Origin of the sequence: Herbaspirillum huttiense (assembly GCF_047300815.1) — a bacterium.
Taxonomy (GTDB): domain Bacteria; phylum Pseudomonadota; class Gammaproteobacteria; order Burkholderiales; family Burkholderiaceae_D; genus Herbaspirillum; species Herbaspirillum huttiense_A.
This window is the reverse complement of the sequence record NZ_CP178608.1, coordinates 691,042-713,954: the sequence shown is the minus strand read 5'-3', so window position 1 is coordinate 713,954 and position 22,913 is coordinate 691,042. Positions and strand designations below refer to the sequence as shown.

General features: G+C 63.5%; 17 protein-coding genes. 10 read left to right on the top strand and 7 right to left on the bottom strand.

The features are described from left to right. Position 1: 1 nt before the first annotated feature. The 3 genes from ACLRDN_RS03320 to ACLRDN_RS03310 form a co-directional block, all read right to left on the bottom strand. Positions 2-2,503, bottom strand: coding sequence for a circularly permuted type 2 ATP-grasp protein (locus ACLRDN_RS03320; protein WP_413458963.1), 2,502 nt, complete (start codon positions 2,501-2,503; stop codon positions 2-4). 95 nt (positions 2,504-2,598) lie between these two features. After that, on the bottom strand, positions 2,599-5,994 hold the full coding sequence (locus ACLRDN_RS03315; RefSeq protein WP_413458962.1) for a DUF2126 domain-containing protein: 3,396 nt from the start codon (positions 5,992-5,994) through the stop codon (positions 2,599-2,601). Positions 5,995-6,231: 237 nt separating this feature from the next. Further along, positions 6,232-7,458: a polyhydroxyalkanoate depolymerase gene (locus ACLRDN_RS03310; protein ID WP_413458961.1), complete on the bottom strand. Its 1,227-nt coding sequence runs from the start codon at positions 7,456-7,458 to the stop codon at positions 6,232-6,234. Positions 7,459-7,796: 338 nt separating this feature from the next. Here ACLRDN_RS03310 and ACLRDN_RS03305 point away from each other — a divergent pair, with 338 nt between their 5' ends. The 5 genes from ACLRDN_RS03305 (at position 7,797) to ACLRDN_RS03285 (ending at position 12,726) form a co-directional block, all read left to right on the top strand. Then, the gene (locus tag ACLRDN_RS03305) at positions 7,797-8,453 is read left to right on the top strand and encodes a glutathione S-transferase family protein (RefSeq protein WP_413458960.1); all 657 of its coding nucleotides are present in this window, start codon (positions 7,797-7,799) and stop codon (positions 8,451-8,453) included. Between the two features lie 87 nt (positions 8,454-8,540). Then, positions 8,541-8,984: a cupin domain-containing protein gene (locus tag ACLRDN_RS03300; RefSeq protein ID WP_413458959.1), complete on the top strand. Its 444-nt coding sequence runs from the start codon at positions 8,541-8,543 to the stop codon at positions 8,982-8,984. A 258-nt stretch (positions 8,985-9,242) separates the two neighbouring features. After that, a complete protein-coding gene (locus ACLRDN_RS03295) occupies positions 9,243-10,670 on the top strand; it encodes a circularly permuted type 2 ATP-grasp protein (protein WP_034338355.1) in 1,428 nt (475 codons plus the stop codon). A 1-nt stretch (position 10,671) separates the two neighbouring features. Next, complete coding sequence (locus ACLRDN_RS03290; protein WP_039789198.1) at positions 10,672-11,676, top strand: alpha-E domain-containing protein; 1,005 nt, start codon at positions 10,672-10,674, stop codon at positions 11,674-11,676. A 171-nt stretch (positions 11,677-11,847) separates the two neighbouring features. Beyond that, the gene (locus ACLRDN_RS03285) at positions 11,848-12,726 is read left to right on the top strand and encodes a peptidase (RefSeq protein WP_413458958.1); all 879 of its coding nucleotides are present in this window, start codon (positions 11,848-11,850) and stop codon (positions 12,724-12,726) included. 160 nt (positions 12,727-12,886) lie between these two features. Here the strand turns inward: ACLRDN_RS03285 and purM are convergent, their stop codons facing one another. Next, a complete protein-coding gene (gene purM / locus ACLRDN_RS03280) occupies positions 12,887-13,930 on the bottom strand; it encodes a phosphoribosylformylglycinamidine cyclo-ligase (RefSeq protein WP_413458957.1) in 1,044 nt (347 codons plus the stop codon). Positions 13,931-14,034: 104 nt separating this feature from the next. Here purM and ACLRDN_RS03275 point away from each other — a divergent pair, with 104 nt between their 5' ends. The 5 genes from ACLRDN_RS03275 to folK all read left to right on the top strand — a co-directional run bounded on the left by ACLRDN_RS03275 (position 14,035) and on the right by folK (position 18,744). Beyond that, on the top strand, positions 14,035-15,117 hold the full coding sequence (locus ACLRDN_RS03275) for an AI-2E family transporter (protein WP_034338366.1): 1,083 nt from the start codon (positions 14,035-14,037) through the stop codon (positions 15,115-15,117). A gap of 123 nt (positions 15,118-15,240) precedes the next feature. Continuing rightward, the gene (gene hda, locus ACLRDN_RS03270) at positions 15,241-15,957 is read left to right on the top strand and encodes a DnaA regulatory inactivator Hda (RefSeq protein WP_034338369.1); all 717 of its coding nucleotides are present in this window, start codon (positions 15,241-15,243) and stop codon (positions 15,955-15,957) included. Beyond that, complete coding sequence (locus ACLRDN_RS03265; protein WP_413458956.1) at positions 15,954-16,637, top strand: HAD family hydrolase; 684 nt, start codon at positions 15,954-15,956, stop codon at positions 16,635-16,637. The genes hda and ACLRDN_RS03265 overlap by 4 nt, the downstream gene beginning before the upstream one ends. Next, on the top strand, positions 16,634-18,253 hold the full coding sequence (gene pcnB, locus ACLRDN_RS03260) for a polynucleotide adenylyltransferase PcnB (RefSeq protein ID WP_413458955.1): 1,620 nt from the start codon (positions 16,634-16,636) through the stop codon (positions 18,251-18,253). Before ACLRDN_RS03265 ends, pcnB begins: the two co-directional genes overlap by 4 nt. Positions 18,254-18,258: 5 nt before the next feature. Continuing rightward, positions 18,259-18,744: a 2-amino-4-hydroxy-6-hydroxymethyldihydropteridine diphosphokinase gene (gene folK, locus ACLRDN_RS03255; RefSeq protein ID WP_413458954.1), complete on the top strand. Its 486-nt coding sequence runs from the start codon at positions 18,259-18,261 to the stop codon at positions 18,742-18,744. Positions 18,745-18,759: 15 nt separating this feature from the next. On the opposite strand, the gene ACLRDN_RS03250 is transcribed toward folK, so the two are convergent. The 3 genes from ACLRDN_RS03250 to ACLRDN_RS03240 are packed head-to-tail and all read right to left on the bottom strand — an operon-like array spanning position 18,760 to position 22,899. After that, positions 18,760-20,022 carry an EAL domain-containing protein gene (locus ACLRDN_RS03250; RefSeq protein WP_413458953.1) on the bottom strand — a complete coding sequence of 421 codons (1,263 nt, stop codon included), beginning with the start codon at positions 20,020-20,022 and terminating at the stop codon, positions 18,760-18,762. Continuing rightward, the gene (locus ACLRDN_RS03245) at positions 20,000-21,193 is read right to left on the bottom strand and encodes a protein-glutamate methylesterase/protein-glutamine glutaminase (protein ID WP_413458952.1); all 1,194 of its coding nucleotides are present in this window, start codon (positions 21,191-21,193) and stop codon (positions 20,000-20,002) included. Before ACLRDN_RS03245 ends, ACLRDN_RS03250 begins: the two co-directional genes overlap by 23 nt. Continuing rightward, entirely contained in the window at positions 21,190-22,899 is a 1,710-nt protein-coding gene (locus ACLRDN_RS03240; RefSeq protein WP_413458951.1) for a CheR family methyltransferase, read from the bottom strand. Before ACLRDN_RS03240 ends, ACLRDN_RS03245 begins: the two co-directional genes overlap by 4 nt. Positions 22,900-22,913: the final 14 nt, after the last annotated feature.

Sequence of the window (22,913 nt, the reverse complement as noted above, 5' to 3'; positions counted from 1 at the left end):
GTCATACCCCCTGGCTGACCGGTGCGGTCAGCGGCGTGAAGTAATGGCGCGAGAGATCATCCGAGAGCATGTAGCCACCGCTGACGGCGTCGCGCATCAATTGCGTCAGGCGTGCATTGGCCTCGGCGACGTTGGGATGATCGTGCGCAAACTCGGTCAGGTTCATCGCCTCCAGCTGGCTGGTCAGGTGGGCAGGAATGGTCATGCTGAGCAAGCCCAGTTGCTGAGCGATCTCGCTCATGTATTGCTGCAGCATGCGGAACTGGTAGGCCATGCCATGCGGATTGCTGACGTCGAACACCAGCAGGTGCAGCACCGGCAGCCACTCGGGCGTACGGCGATAGCGCACGCGATAGGTGACGATGCTGCTGGCCGCCTCCAGCAGCCAGGACAGCGCCGCCGTCTGGCGCTGCGGCGGCAGGCGCAGGAAGTTGTCGAAGAGCGCGGCCATGTTGGCCATGCGTTCGATGTGGCGGCCCACCATCAGGAACTGCCAGCCGGCATCGCGCGTCATGTCATCCAGCGCATGACCGGCCAGGCCCGAACAGGCATCGATGACATTGCCCAGCACATGCTGTGCAGCGGCCGGTGTGTTGATGCGTTCCTGCACCATGGCCGGCATCTTGGTCAGGGCATGCCAGTTGTCCAAGGACAGATGTTCGCGCACCTGGTAGGCGGCATTGGCGAGCTGGCGCAACTGCGTGGCCACGCTCACCGGTGCCGAAGGATCGACCACGGCCGCCTGCAGGCTCTGCTGCAGGCCGGTGATGGTGGGGCGCGGATCGGATTTGGGCATCTGCACGCCGAGCTGGCTGCAGATCCACGAGACACTGCCCAGCATGCCACGGCTCTCGGTCTGGCCATCCATGGTGTATTGCAGGGTGGTGCGCAAGAGGCGCGAGAGATTCTTCACGCGCTCCGAATAGCGCCCCATCCAGAACAGGTTCTCGCCCGAGTGCGAGGACACATCCACCGTGCCCCTGATGACCGTGACGTTTTTTGCACCATGGCCGTCATCGGCCAGGGCCGGGTCCGGGCGCTCCTCTTCCCGCAGCACCCACACATCCTTGCTGGTGCCGCCCTGCTGCATCGAGACCACGTCGCGCCGCTGGCGTGGCGCCACCCGCGTCAATCCGCCCGGCATGACCTGGTAGCCGCCTTCGCCATCGGCCACCGCAAATACGCGCAGGCTGATGGTGCGGTTCATCAGGCGATAGTCACCGCTGCGCGACATCACCGGTGCTTGCGACAGGCGCACCCATTCCTGGGCGGCATAAGCGTGCGGCTGCAATTGCAGGCTTTCGATCAGGCGGCGGCGCGCGGTGCCCGTAACGGTATGGCCGAACACCGGCTGCATGCGCATCGAAGAAAACGCCGGCACGATCACCAGTTCATCCAGATGCGCCAGCGTGTAATCGAGTGCCGGCTTTTCGCCGCACCACCACGACGCCACCGACGGCAACAGCAGCGATTCGCCATACAGTCGCTCGTTGATGGCCGGCAGGAAACCGTGCAGCGCGGTCGATTCCAGCACGCCGCTGCCCAGCGAATTGGCGATGACCACATTGCCCAGGCGTGCGGCCTGTGTCAGGCCCGGCACGCCGAGGGCGGAATCGGCGCGCAGTTCCAGCGGGTCGCAATAGTCGTCGTCCATGCGGCGCAGGATGGCGTGCACGCGGCGCAGGCCGTTCAGGGTCTTCAAGAATACCTGGTCGCTGCGCACCGTCAGGTCCACCCCTTCCACCAAGGGGAAACCCAGCGTGTGCGCCAGGAAAGCGTGTTCGGAATAGGTTTCGTTGTAGGGGCCGGGCGTGAGCAGCACGATCAGCGGCACTTCACCCTGGGCCGGGGCCAGGCGCGTCAACATCGCGCGCAGGGTATGGAAGTAGCGATGGGGCGACTCCACATGCATGTCGCGCAAGGCTTCCGGCATGGCGCGCGACATGATCTGGCGGTTCTGCAGGGCGTAGCCGGTGCCGGACGGGCCTTGCGTGCGGTCCGACACGACCCACCAGGTACCGTCGGCCGAGCGCGCCAGGTCGATCGCGTACGCATGCAGGTGCACGCCACCGGGCGGCTGCCAGCCATGGCAAGGCATCAGGTAGCCGTGCTGGCCGAACACCAGCGCCGGCGGCAGCAGGCCTTCGGCGATCAGGTCCTGGGGGCCGTAGATGTCGGCGAGCAAGCCGTTCATCAGGCGCGCACGCTGGGCCACGGCGCGTTCCAGGAAATCCCATTGTTCGGAAGAGACCAGATGCGGCAGCAGGTCCAGCTCCCAGGGGCGGTTGGCGCCCTTGGGGTCGGCATAGACGTTGTAGGTCACACCATCGGAGGCGATGGCGTCGCGCACCTCGTTGGCGCGCCGGCGCAGCATCTCCGGCGAGAGGTTTTCAAGCTGGTCGATCAGCGTTCGCCAGTGCGGGCGCAGGCGGCCGTCAGCCGCCAGCATCTCGTCGTAACGATCGCTGGCAACTGGATAGCTTTCCAGGAGACGCTGGGGCATAAGTCAGTGGTGGCCGGGCTGCGCACGCCGGAAGATCCCGGTGGGCACGGCGTGCCGGGCGGCGCGCCGCGCCAGGAACGGCGCCCGGCTCAGTTTTAGAAGTAGCGTAAGTCTAACGTAAAAGGAAACTCGATAGACGCCCGCGCCGGCGTGACCTGCCATTTTCCCGGGGTATGGTTCGTGCGGAAATAGCGCGCCAGGCGGCGGCTTTCCGCCTCGAAGGCATTGACCGGGAACGTCTCGTAATTGCGGCCGCCCGGATGCACCACGTGATACTGGCAACCGCCCAGGCTGCGGCCGTTCCAGGTATCGACCAGGTCGAAGGTCAGCGGCGTATCCACGGGAATGGTCGGATGCAGCGCCGAAGGCGGCTGCCAGGCCCGATAGCGGATGCCGGCCACGAACTGGCCGACGATGCCGGTGGGCTGCAGCGGCACCGAGACGCCATTGCAGGTCAGCACATAGCGATCGGAGGCCATGCCGCTGATCTTGACCTGCAGCCGTTCCAGCGAGGAATCCACATAACGCGCCGTACCGCCGCCGCTGTTCTCCTCGCCCAGCACATGCCAGGGTTCGAGCGCGGTGCGCAGTTCGACCTGCATGCCCTTGACCGCATAGTCGCCGATCTTGGGGCAGCGGAATTCCATGTGCGGCGCGAACCATTCGGCACGCATCGGATAGCCGGCCTCGTTCATGTCGGCCATCACATCGGCGAAATCCTGCTCGATGAAATGCGGCAGCAGGAAGCGGTCATGCAGTTCAGTCCCCCAGCGCACCAGGCGCGCCGGCTTGTAGGGATCCTTCCAGAAGCGCGCCACCAGGCCGCGCAGCAGCAGTTGCTGGGTCAGGCTCATGCGCGCGTGCGGCGGCATTTCGAAGGCGCGCAGTTCCAGCAGGCCCAGGCGGCCGGTGGCACTGTCAGGCGAATACATCTTGTCGATGCAGAACTCGGCGCGGTGCGTGTTGCCGGTGACGTCGATCAAGAGATTGCGCAGCAGGCGGTCCACCAGCCAGGGCGGGCAATCGCCCTTGGCGACCTGCTTGTCCATCTCGCTGAAGGCCAGTTCGATTTCCACCGTCGAATCATTGCGCGCCTCATCGATGCGCGGCGCCTGCGAGGTCGGGCCGATGAACATGCCCGAGAACAGGTAGGACAGTGAAGGATGGTTGTGCCAGTACGAGATGAGGCTGCGCAGCAGATCGGGCCGGCGCAGGAAAGGTGAATCACTGGTCGTGATGCCGCCCAGCACCATGTGATTGCCGCCGCCGGTGCCGGAGTGATGGCCGTCGAGCATGAACTTTTCGGTCGTCAGGCGCGAGGCGCGTGCGGCGTCATACAGGTGCGTGGTCTGCTCGACCAGTTCGCTCCAGTTGTTGGCCGGCTGGATGTTGACCTCGATCACGCCAGGATCGGGCGTGACGCTGAACTTGCGCAGGCGCGGATCGTGCGGCGGCTCGTAGCCTTCCAGCAGCACCGGCTGCTTCAGTTCCTCGGCCACCGCTTCGATGGCGGCCACCAGTTCGAGGTAATGCTCCAGTTGCGACAAGGGCGGCATGAACAGGTAGAACACGCCATTGCGCACCTCGGCGCACAGGGCCGTGCGGGTCAGCCAGTTGGCCGATTCGAAGGGGGCCGGCACAGACTGGGCCGCACTGCTCGTAGCAGCGGCATTGGCCGCATTGGCTGCATTACCCGCCGCAGCCTTTCCTTCAACGCCAATCGCAGCCGAACTGCTGGCCGCCTTCTTCAGGAGCGCAGCAGGCTCCTGCGGGCTGCCCAGCTGGCGGCGGATCTCGGCGCTGCTGGGCAGCGGGCGGAAGGCCTGGGTCGGATCGGCCGGATAGACCACCGGCGCCTCGCCTTCCTTGACCCAGGGCAGCGAATCCAGCGGCAGGCGATAGCCCAGCGGCGAATCACCCGGATACAGGTAGCAGCGCTCGCTGCGCAGGAACCACGCCCCGCTCTGCCAGCCACGGCCATCGTCGCGGCGCGCCAGCGGCAGCACATGGCCGACCGCGCTTTGCAGGCCTTGCGTGAAGACCTTCATGAGGCGCTCGCGCTCCTGCTTGTCATCCACGCGCGAATCGAAGGGATCGACATTGCCCGGCAGGCGGCGCTCGCGCCACATGTAGTAGAACACGTCTTCATAGGCCGGGAAGACGTTCTTGCCGTCCACCTGCAGGCGCTGTGCCACGCGGTGCAGGAAATGGCTGGTGACGATCTTGTCGCTGACGTTGGGCTGGGTCTCGTCGCCGATCAGTTCAGGGTTCAGCCAGATCGGTTCGCCATCGCGGCGCCAGTAGCAATTGAGCGCCCAGCGCGGCAGCTGCTCGCCGGGATACCACTTGCCCTGGCCGAAATGCGGCAGGCCCTGTGCAGCATACTTGTCGCGCATGCGGTGATACAGCTCGGCGGCCAGCGGCTTCTTGGTCGCGCCCAGGGCGGCGGTATTCCATTCCGGTTCGTCCGGGTGGTCCAGCGAGACGAAGGTCGGTTCGCCGCCCATGGTCAGGCGCACGTCATTGGCCTGCAGGTCGGCATCGATGGCATGGCCCAGCTTCTCGATGGCGATCCACTGCTCTTCGGTGTAGGGCTTGGTCACGCGCGGCGCTTCCCAGATGCGCTTGACCGACATCAGGTGCTCGAACTCCACTTCGCAGGGATCGACCAGGCCGCTGACCGGCGCGGCCGAGGCCGGTTCCGGCGTGCAGGACAAGGGGATGTGGCCTTCCCCGGCAAACAGGCCCGAGGTCGGGTCCAGCCCGACCCAGCCGGCACCGGGCAGATAGACTTCGCACCAGGCGTGCAGGTCGGTGAAATCGGCCTCGGGACCGGAAGGACCATCGAGCGACTTCTGGTCGGCCGTCAGCTGGATCAGGTAGCCGGACACGAAACGCGCCGCCAGCCCCAGGTGACGCAGCAACTGCACCAGCAGCCAGGAGGAATCGCGGCAGGAGCCGGATTTCAGCTCCAGCGTTTCTTCCGGCGTCTGCACGCCGGGCTCCATGCGGATGGTATAGCCGATGTGGTTGGCCAGCTTCTGGTTCAGCGCCACCAGGAAATTGGCGCTGCCGACCTTCTCGCGCGGGATGCTCTTGAGGAATTTTTCAAACAGCGGCGACAGCGGCAGCTTCTGCCGGTAGGGCATCAGTTCGTTCTGCAGGTCCTTGGCATACTCGAAGGGGAACTCCTCGGCATAGGGTTCGAGGAAGAAATCGAAGGGGTTGATGACCGACATCTCGGCCACCAGATCGACCTCGATCTTGAATTCGGTGGTCTTCTCCGGGAATACCAGGCGCGCCAGGTAGTTCGATTCCGGGTCCTGCTGCCAGTTGATGAAGTGCGGCTCGGGCAGCACGCGCAGCGAATAGCTCAGGATGCGGGTACGGCTGTGCGGGGCGGGACGCAAGCGGATGACTTGCGGACCCAGGTTGATGGCACGGTCGTACTTGTAAGAGGTGACATGGTTCAGGGCCACGTGGATCGACATGGAATTCCTTTACGACAAGCAAATGGTCAAGCGCGGGGCTTGGTTGTTGGCGACATGCGGAGCCGTTCTCCTGCATACCTTGTTTTTCTTACCGCCTTATTACTTTCCTGATACTTTCCTGTTGGGGCTACCTCGTTGTGAGTGTAGGTGAGAGTGTTAGTGCCGGGGGAAGAAAAACTTAATTTTTCGATCCTGAAAACTAAGTCTTTCACTCGCGTTGGCAAGCACGCCGCAAGCTCACCTGTGATGCATGTTAATGAAATCCCGCAGGCGCGGGTAGATCTCGTTGTCCCAGCGCCGTCCGTTGAAGACCCCGTAATGCCCCACGGCCGTCTGAACATGGTGCAGGCGCATGTAGGGCCGGATGTTGCTGCACATTTCCTGTGCGGCCACGGTCTGGCCGACCGCACAGATATCGTCCTTCTCGCCCTCGATGGTGAAGAGCGCCGTGCGGCGGATGGCGCGCGGGTCGACCACGCGCTCGCGATAGGTCAGCTTGCCCAGCGGCAGCGCATGTTCCTGGAACACCGTGCGCACCGTTTCCAGGTAGAACTCGGCCGGCAGGTCGGCCATGGCGAAATATTCTTCGTAGAAATCCTTGATCTGTGCGGCCTGCGCCTCCTCGCCTTCCACCAGATGGTGATACAGCTTGCGGAAGGCGTCGACGTGGCGGTTCAGGTTCATGTTCATGAACGCACTCAACTGCACGAAGCCCGGATAGACGCGCCGCCCGGCCCCGCCATGGCGGGCCGGGACGGTGCTGATCATGTTCTTCTCGAACCAGCTGATCGGCTTGCTCTTGGCCAGCGCGTTGACGGCCGTGGGGTTGACGCGGGTGTCGAGGGGGCCGGCCATGAGCGTCATGGTGCGCGGCTGGGCCGGATGATTGTCTTCGGCCATGACGGAGGCGGCGGTCAGCGCGGCCACGGTCGGCTGGCACACCGCCAGCAGGTGCGCACCGGGTCCCAGCACGCCGAGGAATCCGATCACGTGGGACACGTATTCATCCAGGCCAAAGCGGCCGTGCTCCAGGGCAACATCGCGGGCATTGCGCCAGTCGGTGATGTAGACGTCGTGGTCGCGCAGCAAGGTCTTGACGGTGCCCCGCAGGAGCGTGGCGAAGTGGCCCGACATGGGCGCCACCACCAGCACCTTGGGCTGTGCGGCCGAGGTTTCCTTGCGGAAATGCAGCAGGCCACAGAAGGGCGTGGCGCTGATCTCCTCCTCATGCACCGCAATTGTGCGTCCGCCATCGAGCACTTCGCCGATCTCGAAAGGCGGGCGTGCATGGGTCAATTGGGTCCGCGCAAAGACCTCGCAGGCCGAGGCCATCTTGCGCAAGGCCGGATTGACCGGCACACCGGGCCAGGTCGCCCCCAGCAGGGGCGCCATCATGCGGGCACAGGCCCGCAGCGGATCGGTGGCGTCGGCGTAGTTCTGGTAGAGCTGATAGGTATTGATCATGAAGCGCCGCCCTCGGTTGTCTCTTTTTGGTGTCCGCTCGCCATGGCAACGATGCAATTGTCGTGCCATTGATGGGCCGCCAGCCCGCCTGCGCGCAGCTTTTGCGAGTTTTGCCGGGGCATGGGTGGCCGTGGGGAAATACGCGCGGTGCGCACGCTGCCGTTCCCGCGAGCTGGCACAAGCCTTGCAAGCAGTGGTACGCGGCCTGCTCCCGAGGGCCGTGTCCTCCCCGAGCGCAGACGGGGCGGGCGATGAAGATGATGACCATGAACAAGACACCGCCGCTCACGCGGCCGCGTGCCCAAAGTCAACCCGCACAAAACAGATAAAGGACTGACATGCCTAAGACGACTTTGCGCATCACCAGCAAGAACTACTCCTCGTGGTCCCTGCGCGGCTGGCTCATGGCCAGGTTCGCCGGGCTCTCTTTCGAGGAAGACATCGTGCCGCCGGACGACCCGTCGGCACGGGCAGAGATCCTGCTGCTGTCTTCCTCCATCCTGGTACCCAGCCTCCACCATGGCGACGTACTGGTATGGGATACGCTGGCCATTGCCGAATATCTCAACGAAATCCGCCCCGGCGCCAAGCTGCTGCCGGCCGACCTCGCCGCCCGTGCGCATTGCCGCTCGGTGTGCGGCGAAATGCATTCGGGCTTCTCGGCCCTGCGCGCGGCGCTGCCGATGAACCTCAAGGGCCACTTCCCCAACTTCAAGGTGTGGTCCCGCGCCGAAGCCGACATCGTGCGCATCACCACCATCTGGAAGGAGTGCCTGGCCAAGTACGGCGGGCCCTTCCTGTTCGGCGAACAGCGCACCATGGCCGATGCCATGTATGCGCCGGTGGTCACGCGCTTCATCACCTATGACGTCAAGCTCGATCCCATCTGCACCGCCTATGCCAAGCGCATCATGGCCATGCCGGAGATGCAGGAGTGGATCACGGCAGCCAAAAAGGAACCGGAGGATATCGACGAACTGGACGTGGAATTCTAGGGCGCAGAAGCAGTTGAAGGCAGCAAAAAGTCGCGCCCGTTTTTTGTCGCAGGCCCATGGCGGGAGACCGCAGAAAGGATGGATGTGATGAATACCGTAGCGGAGGCAAGCGTACTGGCGCAGAACACGTTTTCGCATGTCAGCGAAGGCGATACGCCCTATGAAACGGGAGGGCTGCGCGACTTCTTCCTGTATCGCGACCTGGGCATTGCCGCAGCCACCGGCGGCCAGGTGGTGGCGCAGCTGGTCAAGGCCAACATGGCGCCACAAGCCGGCACCGGATGGCATCGGCACGAGGCCAACTTCCACATCGTCATCATGTTGAAAGGCTGGGCGCGCTTCATGTACGAGACCGAAGTCACGCTGGTCAAGGCCGGGGATTGCGTGCACCAGCGGCCGGGCATCGTGCACTTCCTGTTCGACTATTCGCCCGACATGGAGTATCTGGAAATCGTTAGTCCGGCCGACTTCAAGACCATCGACATGCCGGCCCCCTGCGAGGTTCCCGCACCCACGCCCTGGAATAACTGAAGCCGCTGCGGGTCTGCGTTTGATGGCAGCAGACCCGCGCGGGCGAGGAGCAAAAGCATGCAATTTTCCTCTGTCAAAAAATTCAAGCCTCTGTTAGTCTTTCTTCATGCACGCTGGCGCTGGCGTGCAGCGGCAGTCCCCTAGCGCCATCGCATGACGCTGTACCCACGCTGTAGTTTTGCCGTACCCACCGCCTCTGTTTTCGTTACAACCTACTTAGAAAGATTCCCGCTCCCCACGGGAACACGAAGCAAATCTATGGCACATTTTTTTGATGAGATGTATTCAGGAGGCGCAGGCAGCGAAGCAGGTCAAGTGCGTCAGCACTATGCAGAATTCGCCAGCTGGCTTTCGGCGCAGTCGCCCGAAATCATCGCCCGCAAACGTGCCGAATCCGACCTGATCTTCCGCCGCGTCGGCATTACCTTCGCCGTCTATGGAAACGATGCCGGCACCGAGCGCCTGATCCCCTTCGACATCATCCCGCGCATCATCCACAAGGCCGAATGGGCCAAGCTGGAAGCGGGACTGGTCCAGCGCGTCAAAGCGCTCAACATGTTCATCCACGACATCTATCACGAACAGAAGATCGTCAAGGCCGGCATCATCCCGCCCGAGCAGATCTTCCAGAACGCCCAGTACCGGCGCGAGATGCAGGATGTGAACGTGGTCAACGACATCTACGCGCACATCGCCGGTGTCGATATCGTGCGGGCGGGCGAAGGTGAATTCTACGTCCTGGAAGACAACCTGCGCGTGCCCTCCGGCGTGTCCTACATGCTGGAGAACCGCAAGATGATGATGCGGCTCTTCCCCGACCTGTTCAAGCGCCACAAGATTGCGCCGGTCGATCACTATCCCGACCTGCTGCTGGACAACCTGCGTTCGGTGGCACCGGCGGGCGTAACCGATCCGACGGTGGTGGTGATGACCCCGGGCATGTACAACTCGGCCTACTTCGAGCACGCTTTCCTGGCCCAGCAGATGGGCGTGGAACTGGTCGAGGGACAGGACCTGTTCGTCAAGGACAACGTGGTCTACATGCGCACCACGCGCGGCCCCAAGCGGGTCGACGTGATCTATCGCCGCATCGATGACGACTTCCTCGATCCGCTGGCTTTCCGTCCCGATTCGGCGCTGGGCGTGCCGGGCCTGCTGCAGGCCTATCGCGCCGGCAAGGTGACCCTGACCAATGCGATCGGCACCGGTGTGGCCGACGACAAGTCGATCTATCCGTATGTACCGGACATGGTGCGCTTCTACCTGTCCGAAGATCCCATCCTCAACAACGTGCCCACTTACCAGTGCCGCAAGAAGGAAGATCTCTCCTACACCCTGGCCAACCTCGAAAAGCTGGTGGTCAAGGAAGTCCACGGTGCCGGCGGTTACGGCATGCTGGTCGGTCCCGCTTCCACCAAGCAGGAAATCGAAGACTTCCGCGCGCGCATCATCGCCAAGCCGGATGGCTACATCGCCCAGCCCACGCTGGCCCTCTCCGTGTGCCCGACTTATGTGGAATCGGGCATCGCCCCGCGCCACCTCGACCTGCGTCCGTTCGTGTTATCTGGCAAGCAGATCACCATGGTCAAGGGCGGCTTGACGCGCGTGGCCTTGAAGGAAGGCTCGCTGGTGGTGAACTCGTCGCAAGGCGGCGGCACCAAGGACACCTGGATTCTGGAGAAATAAGATGCTGAGCCGTACCGCCGATCACCTCTTCTGGATGGCCCGCTACACCGAGCGCGCCGAGAACACTGCCCGCATGCTCGACGTGCATGTGCAGACCGCCCTGCTGCCGCAATCGGTCGACGACGCCGAGCAAGGCTGGCGCGCCGTGCTGGGCATCTCGGAACTGCTCTATGGCTACAACCAGAAATACGACAAGCTCACGCAGAAGGATGTCATCGACTTCATGGTGCGGGACCCCAACAACCCGTCCTCGATTGCCTCCTGCCTGCGCCAGGCGCGCGAGAATGCGCGTGCCGTGCGCGGCGCGCTGACCACCGAAGCGTGGGAGATCCAGAACGCCACCTGGATCAAGATGCAGTCCTACCTGCAGACCAATGCACTGGAGCAGAACCCGAGCGATTTCTTCGAATGGGTCAAGCATCGCTCGCACCTCTCGCGCGGTGTGACCATCGGCACCATGCTGGAGGATGAGGCTTTCCACTTCATCCGCCTGGGGACTTTCCTGGAACGTGCGGACAACACGGCGCGCATCATCGACGTCAAATTCCACGGCGCCAAGGAAGCGCAGTCGCAGAAGCAGAACGGCCAGTCGCAATCCCAATCGCAATCGCAAAGCCAGTCGGCGCGCGATGAAGCGGGACAGCTGGACTTCTACTACTGGGCCGCGATCCTGCGTTCGGTGTCGGGCTTCGAGATCTACCGCAAGGTCTACCGCGACGTCATCACGCCCGAGCGTGTGGCCGAGCTCTTGATCCTGCGCGCCGACATGCCGCGTTCGCTCCTGGCCTGCATGGGCAACGTGATCTCCAATCTGCATCACGTGCGCAATGACGTCTCGGCCGATACCGAGCGCTTTGCGGGCAAGCTGCATGCCGACCTGAAATTCGCCCGCATCGAGGAAATCCTGGAAGCCGGGCTGCACGATACGCTCACCGAATTTTTGGAGCGCATCTTCGAACTGGGCAATCGCATCAGCCGCGATTTTCTTGTTCCTTTGGCAGCGTAAGCCGCCCCGGCTGTGCTTCACGGGCAAGAAAGAAGCACAGCCGCTGTCATCTTTTCTGGAAACAGGCCGTTACTGTAGGTACGTCACGACAGATGCCCCCGGCGCGCACGCTCTGGCACCGGGCCTTACGGTAAAATCCGGCTTTCCGTTTCCACGTATCACGTTTCCATCATGACCTACTGCGTAGCCCTGCGCCTCAACAGCGGCCTGGTGTTCCTGTCCGATTCACGCACCAACGCCGGCGTGGACCATATCGGCACCTTCCGCAAGATGAGTGTTTACGAGAATCCGGGCGACCGCGTGATGGTCATGATGACCGCCGGCAACCTGTCGATTTCGCAATCCATCCGCCAGATGCTGACCGACCGCACCAATGCGGAAGGCCGCAGCATCTGGACTGCCACCTCCATGTACGAAGCCGCCCAGATCCTGGGCGATGCCATCCGCGCCGTGCATGACCGCGAGGCCGCCGAGCTGAGCAAGTTCGGTATCGATTTCAACGTCAGCATCATCTTCGGCGGCCAGATCCGAGGCGAGCGCTGCAGATTGTTCCAGATGTATTCGGCCGGCAACTTCATCGAGTCGCACGACGAGAACACGTATTTCCAGATCGGCGAATCCAAGTACGGCAAGCCCATCATTGACCGTGTCGTCACGCCCCAGACCTCGCTGGACGAGGCGGCCAAGTGTGCGCTGATCTCCATGGATTCCACGCTCAAGTCCAACATCTCGGTGGGCCTGCCGCTGGACCTGCTGGTTTATGAGAGCGAAGACCTGGCCGTGACCCGCTTCGTGACCATCGATGAGCAGAACCAGTATTTCCAGATGATCCGCCGCAGCTGGGGGTCGCAATTGAAGCGCGTCTTCGAGGCCATCGATGATCCGGTCTGGGATGCCCCGCCGGAAGATACCCTGAACGTGCTCTCCACCACCGCCGACATCAGCGAGCCGGTGCGCGTGCCGCCGCCCAATGGCGTGGCGCGCGGCCTGCAGTCCGTGCCGCGCCAGATCCTGGCGGAGCAGGATGGAGATGTCGGGCAGGCGAGCTGAACTCACTGTTAGTTTTTTCTTGTGGGAAACTTAGTTTTTGTTTTAACAAAACTAAGTTTTCATCTGACGGGAAATTCTCCACCGGAAATAAAAAAGGCTGCATTCCTGAGAATGCAGCCTTTTTACTTTATAAATCGTTAAAACGATTTACTGGGATCGATCAGCGCACGATGGTCTGTGCTTCGCCTTCAGCGCGGGCGCGGATGGCGCCGATGCGGTAGACGGTTTCACCGGCGGCCTTCAGGTGGGCTTCAGCGGCGTCGGCGTTTTCCTTGGAGACGATCACGGTCATGCCGATGCCGCAGTTGAAGACGCGGTGCATTTCCGCATCGGCCACGCCGCCATGCTGCTGCAGCCAGGTGAACAGCGGGGGCATGGTCCAGGACTTGGCGTCCAGCTCAGCCGTCAAGTGATCCTTCAGCACGCGCGGGATGTTTTCGACCAGGCCGCCACCGGTGATGTGGACCATGCCCTTGACTTCCAGCTTCTCCATCAGCGCCAGCAGCGGCTTGACGTAGATGCGGGTCGGGGCCATGAGCACATCGGCCAGCTTGCGGCCGTGGAAATCGGCTTCCAGGTCGGGCTTGGCCACGTCCAGGATCTTGCGCACCAGCGAGTAGCCGTTGGAGTGCGCGCCCGACGAGGCCAGGCCCAGCACCACGTCGCCCGGGGCGATCTTGGTACCGTCGATGATCTTGGACTTTTCCACCGCGCCGACCGCGAAGCCGGCCAGGTCGTATTCACCGTCCGGGTACATGCTGGGCATTTCTGCGGTTTCACCGCCGATCAGGGCGCAGCCGGCCTGTTCGCAACCGGCGGCGATACCCTTGATGACATCGGTGGCCGAGGGCACGTCCAGCTTGCCGCAGGCAAAGTAATCCAGGAAGAACAGCGGCTCGGCACCTTGCACCAGGATGTCGTTGACGCTCATGGCCACCAGGTCGATACCGACCGTATCGTGACGGTTCAGGTGGAAGGCCAGCTTCAACTTGGTGCCCACGCCGTCGGTGCCGGAGACCAGCACCGGTTCCTTGTACTTCTTGCTGATCTCGAACAAGGCACCGAAACCGCCAATGCCGCCCAGCACGCCTTCGCGGGTGGTGCGCTTGGCGAACGGCTTGATCGCTTCGACCAGGGCGTCACCGGCATCGATATCGACGCCAGCGTCACGGTAGGAGAGGGAGACATTGGAAGGTGAAGTCATGATGAAATATTGCCAGTGAAGACGGTAAAATAGGGGATTCAGGGCGGAAGTGCCCCTGCCAAGCCGTGATTTTAACAAAACCGCCACCCGCGAACTCCGAATCCATGCCTTTTTCTTTGTCCGAAGAGCAAAAACAGAACCTGGCGTGGCTGATTGTCGGCATTTTGCTGTTGGCACTGCTGGTGGCCCTGGGCCCGATGCTCTCGCCCTTCGTCGCCGCCGGCATCATCGGTTATGCGCTCAACCCCGGCGTGGACTGGATCGCCAGCCGCCGCATCGGCCCGCTGCGCATCCCGCGTTTCGTGGGCGTGACCATCATGGTGCTGCTGTTGATCCTGGCCGGCTTGGCGCTGGTGCTGATCGTGGTGCCTTTGGTACTGCGCCAGATCCCGCTGCTGCAGGCCCAGGTGCCGCCGCTGCTGGACAAGTTGAACGCCTTCCTCTCGCCGCGCCTGCACCAGCTGGGCATCGACGTGCGGCTGGACCTGGCGGGCATCAAGGCCTTGCTCACGCAACAGATCAGCACCAGTGGCGACGAGCTGTGGAGTTCGGTGCTGGCCTCGGCCAAGGTCGGGGGCACGGCGCTCCTGGCCTGGCTGGCTAACCTGCTGTTCGTGCCGATGGTGCTGTTTTACCTGCTGCAGGACTGGCATCCCTTCCTCAAGCGCCTGCAGATCATGATCCCGCGCCGCTGGGCCGGCCGCGTCAATACCATGGCGGCCGAGGTCGATAGCCTCCTGGGACAGTACTTGCGTGGACAATTGCTGGTGATGCTGGTGCTGGCGGTCTATTATTCGGTTGCGCTCACTGCAGCCGGATTTGACAGCGCCCTGCCGGTGGGCGTCCTGACGGGCCTGCTGGTGTTCATTCCCTATGTGGGCTTCGGCCTGGGACTGGTGCTGGCGATCCTGGCGGCCATCCTGCAATTCGATGGGGCCATCGGCTTGCTGTGGGTGGCCCTGATTTATGGCGTGGGACAGGTGCTGGAAAGCTTCATCCTCACGCCCAAGCTGGTGGGTGAGCGTATCGGCCTGCACCCGCTGGTGGTGATTTTCGCGCTGCTGGCCTTTGGCCAGCTGTTCGGTTTTGTCGGCGTGCTGCTGGCGCTGCCGGCCTCGGCCATTGTCTCGGTGATCGCCATGCATGTGCGGCGCGAGTATCTGGCCAGCAATTTTTACAACCGTTGAAGAGTTTATGATCGATCACAGCCTCCCTGCCCTTGCAGGACGCTGCGCAGGCTCGGGCGCTTGGCGCCGTCCTGCATTAACTGGCCGCAAGCAGCTTGCGGCCTTCGTAGCTGATAGCCACCGATGAAACAGATTCCGCTCGATTTGAGCGCGGACCAGCCGCAAAGCTTCGACAGCTTCGTGACCGGCCGCAACGCAGAACTGCTGGAGCGCTTGAAGCTGCTGGCCACGGCCGGCGTGGACAAATCCATCCAGACCGGCAGTGCCAGCACCGACCGCTTCATCTATCTCTGGGCCGAAGCCGGTGCCGGCAAGACCCACCTGCTGCACGCCCTGGCTACCAAGGCTGGCCAGGAAGGCAACCGCGCCCGCCTCATCAGTGCCGACTCCCCCGAGTCGGCCTTCGACTACAGCCCGCAGACCAGCCATTACCTGCTCGACGACGTCGATCAACTGTTCGAGGAACAGCAGATCGCCGCCTTCAACCTGTTCAACCAGATCCGCGAACAGGGCGGCTGCATGGTCTGCACCGGCACCCTGCCGCCGACCCGCCTGGAGCTGCGCGAAGACCTGCGCACCCGGCTCGGCTGGGGCCTGATCTACCAGGTGCACGACCTGTCGGATGACGAGAAGATCGCCGCCCTGCTGCAGATCACCCTGGACCGCGGCCTGGAAATCCCCCCGGCCGTGATGATGTACATGCTCACCCACTACCGGCGCGACATGCCCTCGCTGTCGCGCATGCTCGACGCGCTGGACCGCTACTCGCTGGCCACCAAGCGCGCCATCACCCTGCCCTTGCTACGCGAACTGTTACAACAGGAATCCGGAGAACAATGAACCTCGCCCTTTTCGATCTCGACCATACCCTGCTGCCGCTCGACTCCGACCACGAGTGGGGTGAATTCATGGCGCGCATCGGCGCCGTGGATGCCGACAGCTTCCGCAAGGCCAATGACGAATGGTTCGCCCATTACCAGAACGGCACGCTCGATCCGGTGGCCTATCTGGAATTCGCGCTGGGCAACCTGTCGCGCTTTACGCGCACGCAGCTCGACGAGATGCACCTGCAATTCATGGACGAAGTGGTCAAGCCCGCCATCCTGCCGCAAGCCGTGGCCCTGGTGAAGCAGCACCTGGACGCCGGTGACCTGGTGGCCATCGTCACCGCCACCAACCACTTCGTGACCAAGCCGATCGCCTCGCACTTCGGCGTGGAGCACCTGATCGCCGCCCTGCCCGCTCTCGATGACGCCGGCAACCTCACCGGCAAGCTGGACGGCACGCCGACCTTCGGCCCGGGCAAGATCGTGCACACCGAAGCCTGGCTGGAACGCTTGGGCTTGAAGCTGGACCAGTTCGAGCGTAGCTACTTCTACAGCGATTCGCAGAACGACATTCCGCTCTTGGAACGGGTGACCGATCCGATCGCCACCAACCCCAACGACAAGCTGCTGGCGCACGCCCAGGCGCGCGGCTGGCCGGTGCTGAACCTCTTCGCCGACGGCCACGCGCAATGATCAAGAAACTGATTCGCTCCATTCTCGGCCGCGGCAAGGCCGCTGCCGCCGAGAGTGCCGAGCCCGTGAAAAAATCGCGCGCCAAGGCCGCGGCCGCCGGCGGCAAGATCGAGCCCGATGTGCTCGGCCCCAAAGAGCATGGCATCGATCCGGCACTGGTCTCGCCCAATGCGGTGCGCGTGACGCAGACCCTGCAGGATGCCGGCTACAAGGCCTTCATCGTCGGCGGTGCGGTGCGCGACCTGCTCTTGGGCATCAAGCCCAAGGATTTCGACGTGGCCACCAATGCCACGCCGGAACAGGTCAAGCAATTGTTCCGCCGCGCCTTCATCATCGGCCGCCGCTTCCAGATCGTGCACGTGATGTTCGGACAAGAGTTGATCGAAGTCACCACCTTCCGGGGTGCCTCGGCCGAAGCCGCGCCCAAGGATGAACATGGCCGCGTGCTGCGCGACAACACCTTCGGCGAGCAGCATGAAGATGCCACCCGCCGCGACTTCACCATCAACGCGATGTACTACGATCCGGCCAGCCAGGCCGTGCTCGATTACCACGGCGGTATCGCCGACATCCGCGACAAGAAGCTGCGCATCATCGGCGAACCCGAAGCGCGCTACCGTGAAGACCCGGTCCGCATGCTGCGCGTGGTGCGCTTCGCGGCCAAGCTCAAGTTCACCATCGATCCGGCCAGCAGCGCGCCGATCCGCGTGATGGCGCCGCTGATCGACAACGTGCCGGCGGCTCGCGTGTTTGATGAAATGCTGAAGCTCCTCATGAGCGGCCATGCACTGGCCTGCCTGCAGCAGCTGCGCAAGGAAGGCCTGCATCACGGCCTGCTGCCGCTGCTCGACGTGGTGCTGGAACAGCCGCTGGGCGAGAAGTTCGTCAGCCTGGCGCTGGCCAATACCGATGCCCGCGTCAAGGAAGGCAAGGGGGTCTCGCCGGGCTTCCTGTTCGCCTCGCTGCTGTGGCACCAGGTGCTGGAAAAATGGCGCGCCTACCAGGCTGCCGGTGAGTATCCGATTCCGGCCCTGCATCTGGCCGCCGACGACGTGCTCGATGCCCAGACCGAGAAGCTGGCCCTGCAGCGCAAGATCGCCTCCGACATGCGCGACATCTGGGCCATGCAGCCGCGCTTCGAACGCCGTGTCGGCAAGGCCCCGTACAAGCTGCTGGAACACCTGCGCCTGCGCGCCGGTTTCGATTTCCTGCTGCTGCGCTGCCAGTCCGGCGAACTCGATGCCGAACTCGGCGAATGGTGGGAAGCCTTCATCGCCGGCAACGGTGCCGAGCGCGAAGAACTGATTGCCCGCAAGCCGGCCGATCCCGCCAGCAGCAACGCCGGTCCCAAGAAGCGCAAGCGCCGGGGTGGACGCAGCCGCAGCAAGTCGGCGGGGGATACCGTTGATGCCGTTGACACCAGCGACAGCGGCAGCGAGCAGGAAGCCACCGCCCCGGCGCCGGTGCGCGCACGCGCCCCCAAGGAAGCGGCCGAAACGCCAGCTGAACCGGCCGATACCGGCACGGGCGAGGCGCCCAAGCGCCGTCGCCGTCGTCGCAGCAGCGGTGGTGCAGGCGGTGCGGGTGGTGAAGGCGCGCCTGCAAGCGACGACTGAACAGCGTGCAATCCTCCTCCACAGAGGCCTGGATCGGCATCGGTGGCAACCTGGGCGACGCCCGTGCCACCGTCGAAGAAGCCATCGCCCATCTGGCCCGGCTGCCGCAGTCGCAACTGCTGCGGACCTCTTCGCTCTATCGCACCGCGCCCATCGATTCCAGTGGCGACGACTACGTCAATGCCGTCGCACTGGTTTCCACGTCGCTTTCCGCACTGGAACTGCTGCATGCGCTGCAGGCCATCGAGCTGCAGCACGGGCGTGAGCGCCCCTACCGCAATGCCCCGCGCACGCTGGATCTGGATGTGTTGATGTATGGAGAGGCCGTGCTGGAGGATGAAGAACTGATCGTCCCGCATCCCCGCATGGCACAGCGCGCTTTCGTGCTGGTGCCCATGCTGGAGATCGATGCGCAGGTGCAGATTCCGGGACTGGGCGCGGCCCGTGATTTCCTGGATGCAATCACCGACCAGCCGATCAGCCGGCTGTGAGCTGAGCCACGCCGCTCAGACCGAACCGCCCGTGGCGGCACCCTTGCCCAGCGGCCGCAGTTCATTGAGGCGGCGATGATGCCCCTTCAGCCACAACGGCAATTCATTGGCCGGCATGGGCTTGCCGATCAGGTAGCCCTGTCCCAGGATGCAACCGAAGTCCTGCAGCAGGCGCCAGTCCTCCATCGTCTCCACCCCTTCGGCCACAGTCACCAGGTCCAGGCGCTGTGCCATGTCCAGCGCGGATTGCAGGATCACGCGCAGGTTCTTGCGGTCATGCGCGCCATGGACGAAGGAACGGTCGATCTTCAGTTCGGTGAAGGGGACGCGCGCCAGCTGCTGCATCGACGAAAAGCCGGTGCCGTAATCGTCAATGGAAAGTCCGAAGCCCTTCAGGCGCAAGCGCGCCAGCATGCCCAGCGAATTGCCCTTGTGCGCCACCACCGAGCTTTCGGTGATTTCCAGCACCACGTTTTCGGCCGGCAGGGCGTGCTTGTCCACCAGCTCCAGGATACGGCGCAGGAAATCCGGCTGCTCCAGCGACAGTGGCGACAGGTTCACCGCCACCTTGATCGCCAGTCCCCGGCTATGCCAGACGGCCGCCTGTGCCATGGACTGGTCCATCATGCTGATGGTGAGATCGTGGATCAGGCCGGACTGCTCGGCCAGCGGAATGAAGCGGTCCGGCGGGATCATGCCGCGCTCGGGATGGATCCAGCGTGCCAGCGCTTCGACCCCTTTGAGGATGCCGGTCTGCACATCCACTTTGGGCTGGAAATACGGCAGTACCTGGCCGCCACCGATGGCCGTGCCGAGGTCGCTTTCGCACATGGAAGGCTGGGGATCATCGTCCGCGTGGGCACCGCCGCCACGCGGACGGAAGGAGCGTAAGGCGGCGCGCAGCTGGCCCTGGTTGAGCGGCTTCTGCAGTACCCCGATCAGGTTCATGCCCAGGGCCTGGATCATGGTTTCCACCGACAACAGCAGCGAAGTCTCGCGGCTGGAGGCGACGATCAGGGGAATGTCGATGCCCTGTTGCTGCAATTGCTGGATCAGTTCGATGCCATCCATGCCCGGCATCTCCAGGTCGATCACTACCAGGCCCGGCGGCAGCTTGAGCAGCGCCAGCAGATCCAGCGCCTCGTTGCCGTTGCCGGCCTCGTAGATCAGATCGACGCCCAGCTCCTGCAGCAGCGACACACTGTGCTGGCGCTGCAGGGCACTGTCATCGACGACCAGCGCGGATTCGATCAGCTCATTGAGATTCTCTAGAGGCATATTGTTCTATCACGGCGGAGATATGATCGAGCGGGAGGACGTCACCGACGCCACCCATGTGTATCGCTTCTTTCGGCATGCCGAAGACCACGCTGCTGGCCTCGTCCTGGGCGTAGGTGGCGGCGCCGCAATCGGCCATTTCCCGCATCCCCCTTGCGCCATCGTCCCCCATGCCGGTCAAGATGATGCCCACTGCATTGCTGCCCGCGGCCTTGGCCGCCGAGCGGAACAGCACATCCACCGAAGGCTTGTGCCGGCTCACCAGCGGGCCATCCAATGTTTCCACGTAATACTGCTGTCCGTCACGCCGCAGCACCAGGTGCTTGCCCCCGGGGGCGATGAGCACCCGGCCCGGCAACACCAGGTCGAGATGCTCGGCTTCCTTGACCTCGGCGCCGGAAATGCGGTGCAGCCGTTCGGCAAAACTGCGGGTGAACCGCTGCGGCATGTGCTGCACCACCACGATGCCCGGACAGCTGCGATCCAGCGGTTTCAGTACCCGTTCCAGCGCCTGCGGCCCCCCGGTCGAGGCACCGATGGCGACGATGCGCGCTGTCGGCGGACGATAGCCATCCTCCGGCCCCGGCGCTGCCAATACCGCATCGGCGGTATGACGCTGCAGCACCGCAGCCCATCCCGCATCATGCAGCATTTCCGCTGCGGCTGCTTTGACCGGGCGCAGCTTGAGCGCGGGTGACATGGCCCGTGTTGCCTGTACAGCGCCACCGATGAAGCTTTCAGGCTTGCCCCGCGCGCCAGGGCCGGTCAGGGCGGCAGCGCGGATGGCAGTGGCCAGCTCGGCCACCGCCTCATGAAGGAAATCGCGCACGCCCAGTTGCGGCCGGGCAATCACCGCCACGGCCCCAGCGGCCAGCGCTTCGGCCGTCACGCCGCCCTCGCCACCGGCCCGCGCACTGCACATGATGACCGGCGTGGGCCTGGTCGCCATGATCTGGCGCAGGAAAGTAATGCCATCCATGCGCGGCATTTCGATGTCGAGCAGGATCACGTCAGGCCACTCCAGCTGCATTTTGCGCAGGGCAAAGACCGGATCCGGCGCGGTGCCGATGACGCGGATGTCGGCCGTCTGCGCCAGCAGCTGCTGCATCAGCTGGCGCACTACCGACGAATCATCGATGACCATCACGCGGATGGCCGAGGGTGTACTCATGGCGGCCTCCGGTAGATGGAGGGCGAGTGCATCAGCAGCTCCAGCGCCATGCCGTGCAGCGATTCCGAATGGCCCACGATCAGGTAGCCGCCGGGACGCAGGCGCGCGATGACGTCGCGCAAGACCTGCAGCTTGGTGTCGCAGTCGAAATAGATGATGACGTTGCGCAGGAAGATCAGGTCGTACAGCCCGTCATCATGTTCATGCAGCGCGGTCAGGTTGCGCTGGGCGAATTCGACCTTGGCGCGCAGGTCCGCCTGGACCAGGAAATGGCCCTCGTATTCGCCGGTGCCGAGCAGGCAATAGCGACGCAGGTAGGGGTGGGGAATATTCTGTCCGCGCGCCATGGGATAGAGCGCACGGCGCGCAAAGCGCAACACCCGGGTGCTGATGTCGGAACCGAAGACCGACCAGCTGCCGGCGGGCCGGTGATTGTCCAGCAGCATGGCCAGGGAATAGGCTTCTTCACCGGTGGCACTGGCTGCGCTCCAGACGCGCAGGTACTCATGATCGCGCCACAGCGGCAGCAGCTCCCGCGTCAGGAAATCGAAGTGACTCTGCTCGCGGAAGAAATAGGTTTCATTGGTGGTGATGAGATCGATGGCGCGGGCGTTGTCGGCATTCTGGGCGATGGTGGCGGTGATCTCTTCCACCGAGGCGCTGGTTTCCTCGACATTGGCAGCCTGTTGCGAGGCATTGTGCGAGAGCGCCTGCGAGGAGGAGGATATCTCTTCGGAGGCCGAGGCCAGCGCACTGGCGGTGCCGCTGACATCGCCGATGACGTCGGTCCACTTGTTGACCATCTGCTGGGTGCTGTAGAGCACGCTGACCTTGTCATTCTTGCGCAGCGGCACGGTGACCGTCAGATCGCCCTCGGCCACGCGGCGCAGCACGCTCATGGCGTCGCGCGGCTCGCCGCCGATCTGTGCGCGGATGGTGCGGTAGGCAAACCCGAGGCAGACGAACAGCACCACTACCGATGCGGTGAGCAGCCAGAAAATCTTCTGTTCCAGTTCGGCATAGTCGCTGCCGGCCTTGAGTACGCGCGCCTGGGTGCGTTCATCGACCTGGCGCAGGAAGTCATTGATCGGGGCCATCACGCGGCCGAACAGAGTGCGGTAGGTCTGGTCGAATACCAGTTCCTGCGCCATGGCCTGGTTGGGCGCACCGACCACGGTGAACTTGCCCTCGCCATCATCGAACTCGCCCTTGACCGCGTGGAAGGCAGTGATCTCGATGCGCGAAAGCTGGTCGGCCAGCTTCAGCGCTTCCTGCATCTTGGCCAGTTCCTGTTCGGTGAAACCGGCGCGCTTCATCAATTCGCTCAGCGGCACCGTCTGGGCGCCCGCCTCCACCGGCAGCTTGCGGGCACTGACCAGGTCCCAGTTGAAGCGGTCATAGTTGGAGGGGCGCGCACGCTTGCCGTTGCGGATGTCCAGGATCATGTAATAGCGATCCTCGTCGTTGGGGTCGCCCGTGGTCACGTAGGCGCGCGCGAACTTGGTCATATCCTCGGTGGTACGGCGCAGTTCGTTGGCCAGCGCGCCAGATTCATAGCGCGACTGGTGCGCATGCTCCAGCGCCGTATTGGCCTGCCGCAGCGTATCGGTGAGACTGATCACCACCGCCACCAGGATGGACAGGACTACCGCCAGCCAGATGAAGATCTGCTTGATGCTCATCCTGTTGGTCATCGATTCTTGCATGCTCGCTTCCCCTC

What these genes read in the sequence shown, in the direction of transcription:
- ACLRDN_RS03265 (WP_413458956.1), top strand. Translation starts at nt 15,954, where the DNA reads ATGAACCTCGCCCTTTTCGATCTCGACCATACCCTGCTGCCGCTCGAC.
- ACLRDN_RS03295 (WP_034338355.1), top strand. Translation starts at nt 9,243, where the DNA reads ATGGCACATTTTTTTGATGAGATGTATTCAGGAGGCGCAGGCAGCGAA.
- ACLRDN_RS03310 (WP_413458961.1), bottom strand. Translation starts at nt 7,458, where the DNA reads ATGATCAATACCTATCAGCTCTACCAGAACTACGCCGACGCCACCGAT.
- pcnB (WP_413458955.1), top strand. Translation starts at nt 16,634, where the DNA reads ATGATCAAGAAACTGATTCGCTCCATTCTCGGCCGCGGCAAGGCCGCT.
- ACLRDN_RS03300 (WP_413458959.1), top strand. Translation starts at nt 8,541, where the DNA reads ATGAATACCGTAGCGGAGGCAAGCGTACTGGCGCAGAACACGTTTTCG.
- purM (WP_413458957.1), bottom strand. Translation starts at nt 13,930, where the DNA reads ATGACTTCACCTTCCAATGTCTCCCTCTCCTACCGTGACGCTGGCGTC.
- ACLRDN_RS03290 (WP_039789198.1), top strand. Translation starts at nt 10,672, where the DNA reads ATGCTGAGCCGTACCGCCGATCACCTCTTCTGGATGGCCCGCTACACC.
- ACLRDN_RS03250 (WP_413458953.1), bottom strand. Translation starts at nt 20,022, where the DNA reads ATGCCTCTAGAGAATCTCAATGAGCTGATCGAATCCGCGCTGGTCGTC.
- ACLRDN_RS03315 (WP_413458962.1), bottom strand. Translation starts at nt 5,994, where the DNA reads ATGTCGATCCACGTGGCCCTGAACCATGTCACCTCTTACAAGTACGAC.
- ACLRDN_RS03320 (WP_413458963.1), bottom strand. Translation starts at nt 2,503, where the DNA reads ATGCCCCAGCGTCTCCTGGAAAGCTATCCAGTTGCCAGCGATCGTTAC.
- ACLRDN_RS03245 (WP_413458952.1), bottom strand. Translation starts at nt 21,193, where the DNA reads ATGAGTACACCCTCGGCCATCCGCGTGATGGTCATCGATGATTCGTCG.
- ACLRDN_RS03240 (WP_413458951.1), bottom strand. Translation starts at nt 22,899, where the DNA reads ATGCAAGAATCGATGACCAACAGGATGAGCATCAAGCAGATCTTCATC.
- ACLRDN_RS03285 (WP_413458958.1), top strand. Translation starts at nt 11,848, where the DNA reads ATGACCTACTGCGTAGCCCTGCGCCTCAACAGCGGCCTGGTGTTCCTG.
- ACLRDN_RS03275 (WP_034338366.1), top strand. Translation starts at nt 14,035, where the DNA reads ATGCCTTTTTCTTTGTCCGAAGAGCAAAAACAGAACCTGGCGTGGCTG.
- hda (WP_034338369.1), top strand. Translation starts at nt 15,241, where the DNA reads ATGAAACAGATTCCGCTCGATTTGAGCGCGGACCAGCCGCAAAGCTTC.
- ACLRDN_RS03305 (WP_413458960.1), top strand. Translation starts at nt 7,797, where the DNA reads ATGCCTAAGACGACTTTGCGCATCACCAGCAAGAACTACTCCTCGTGG.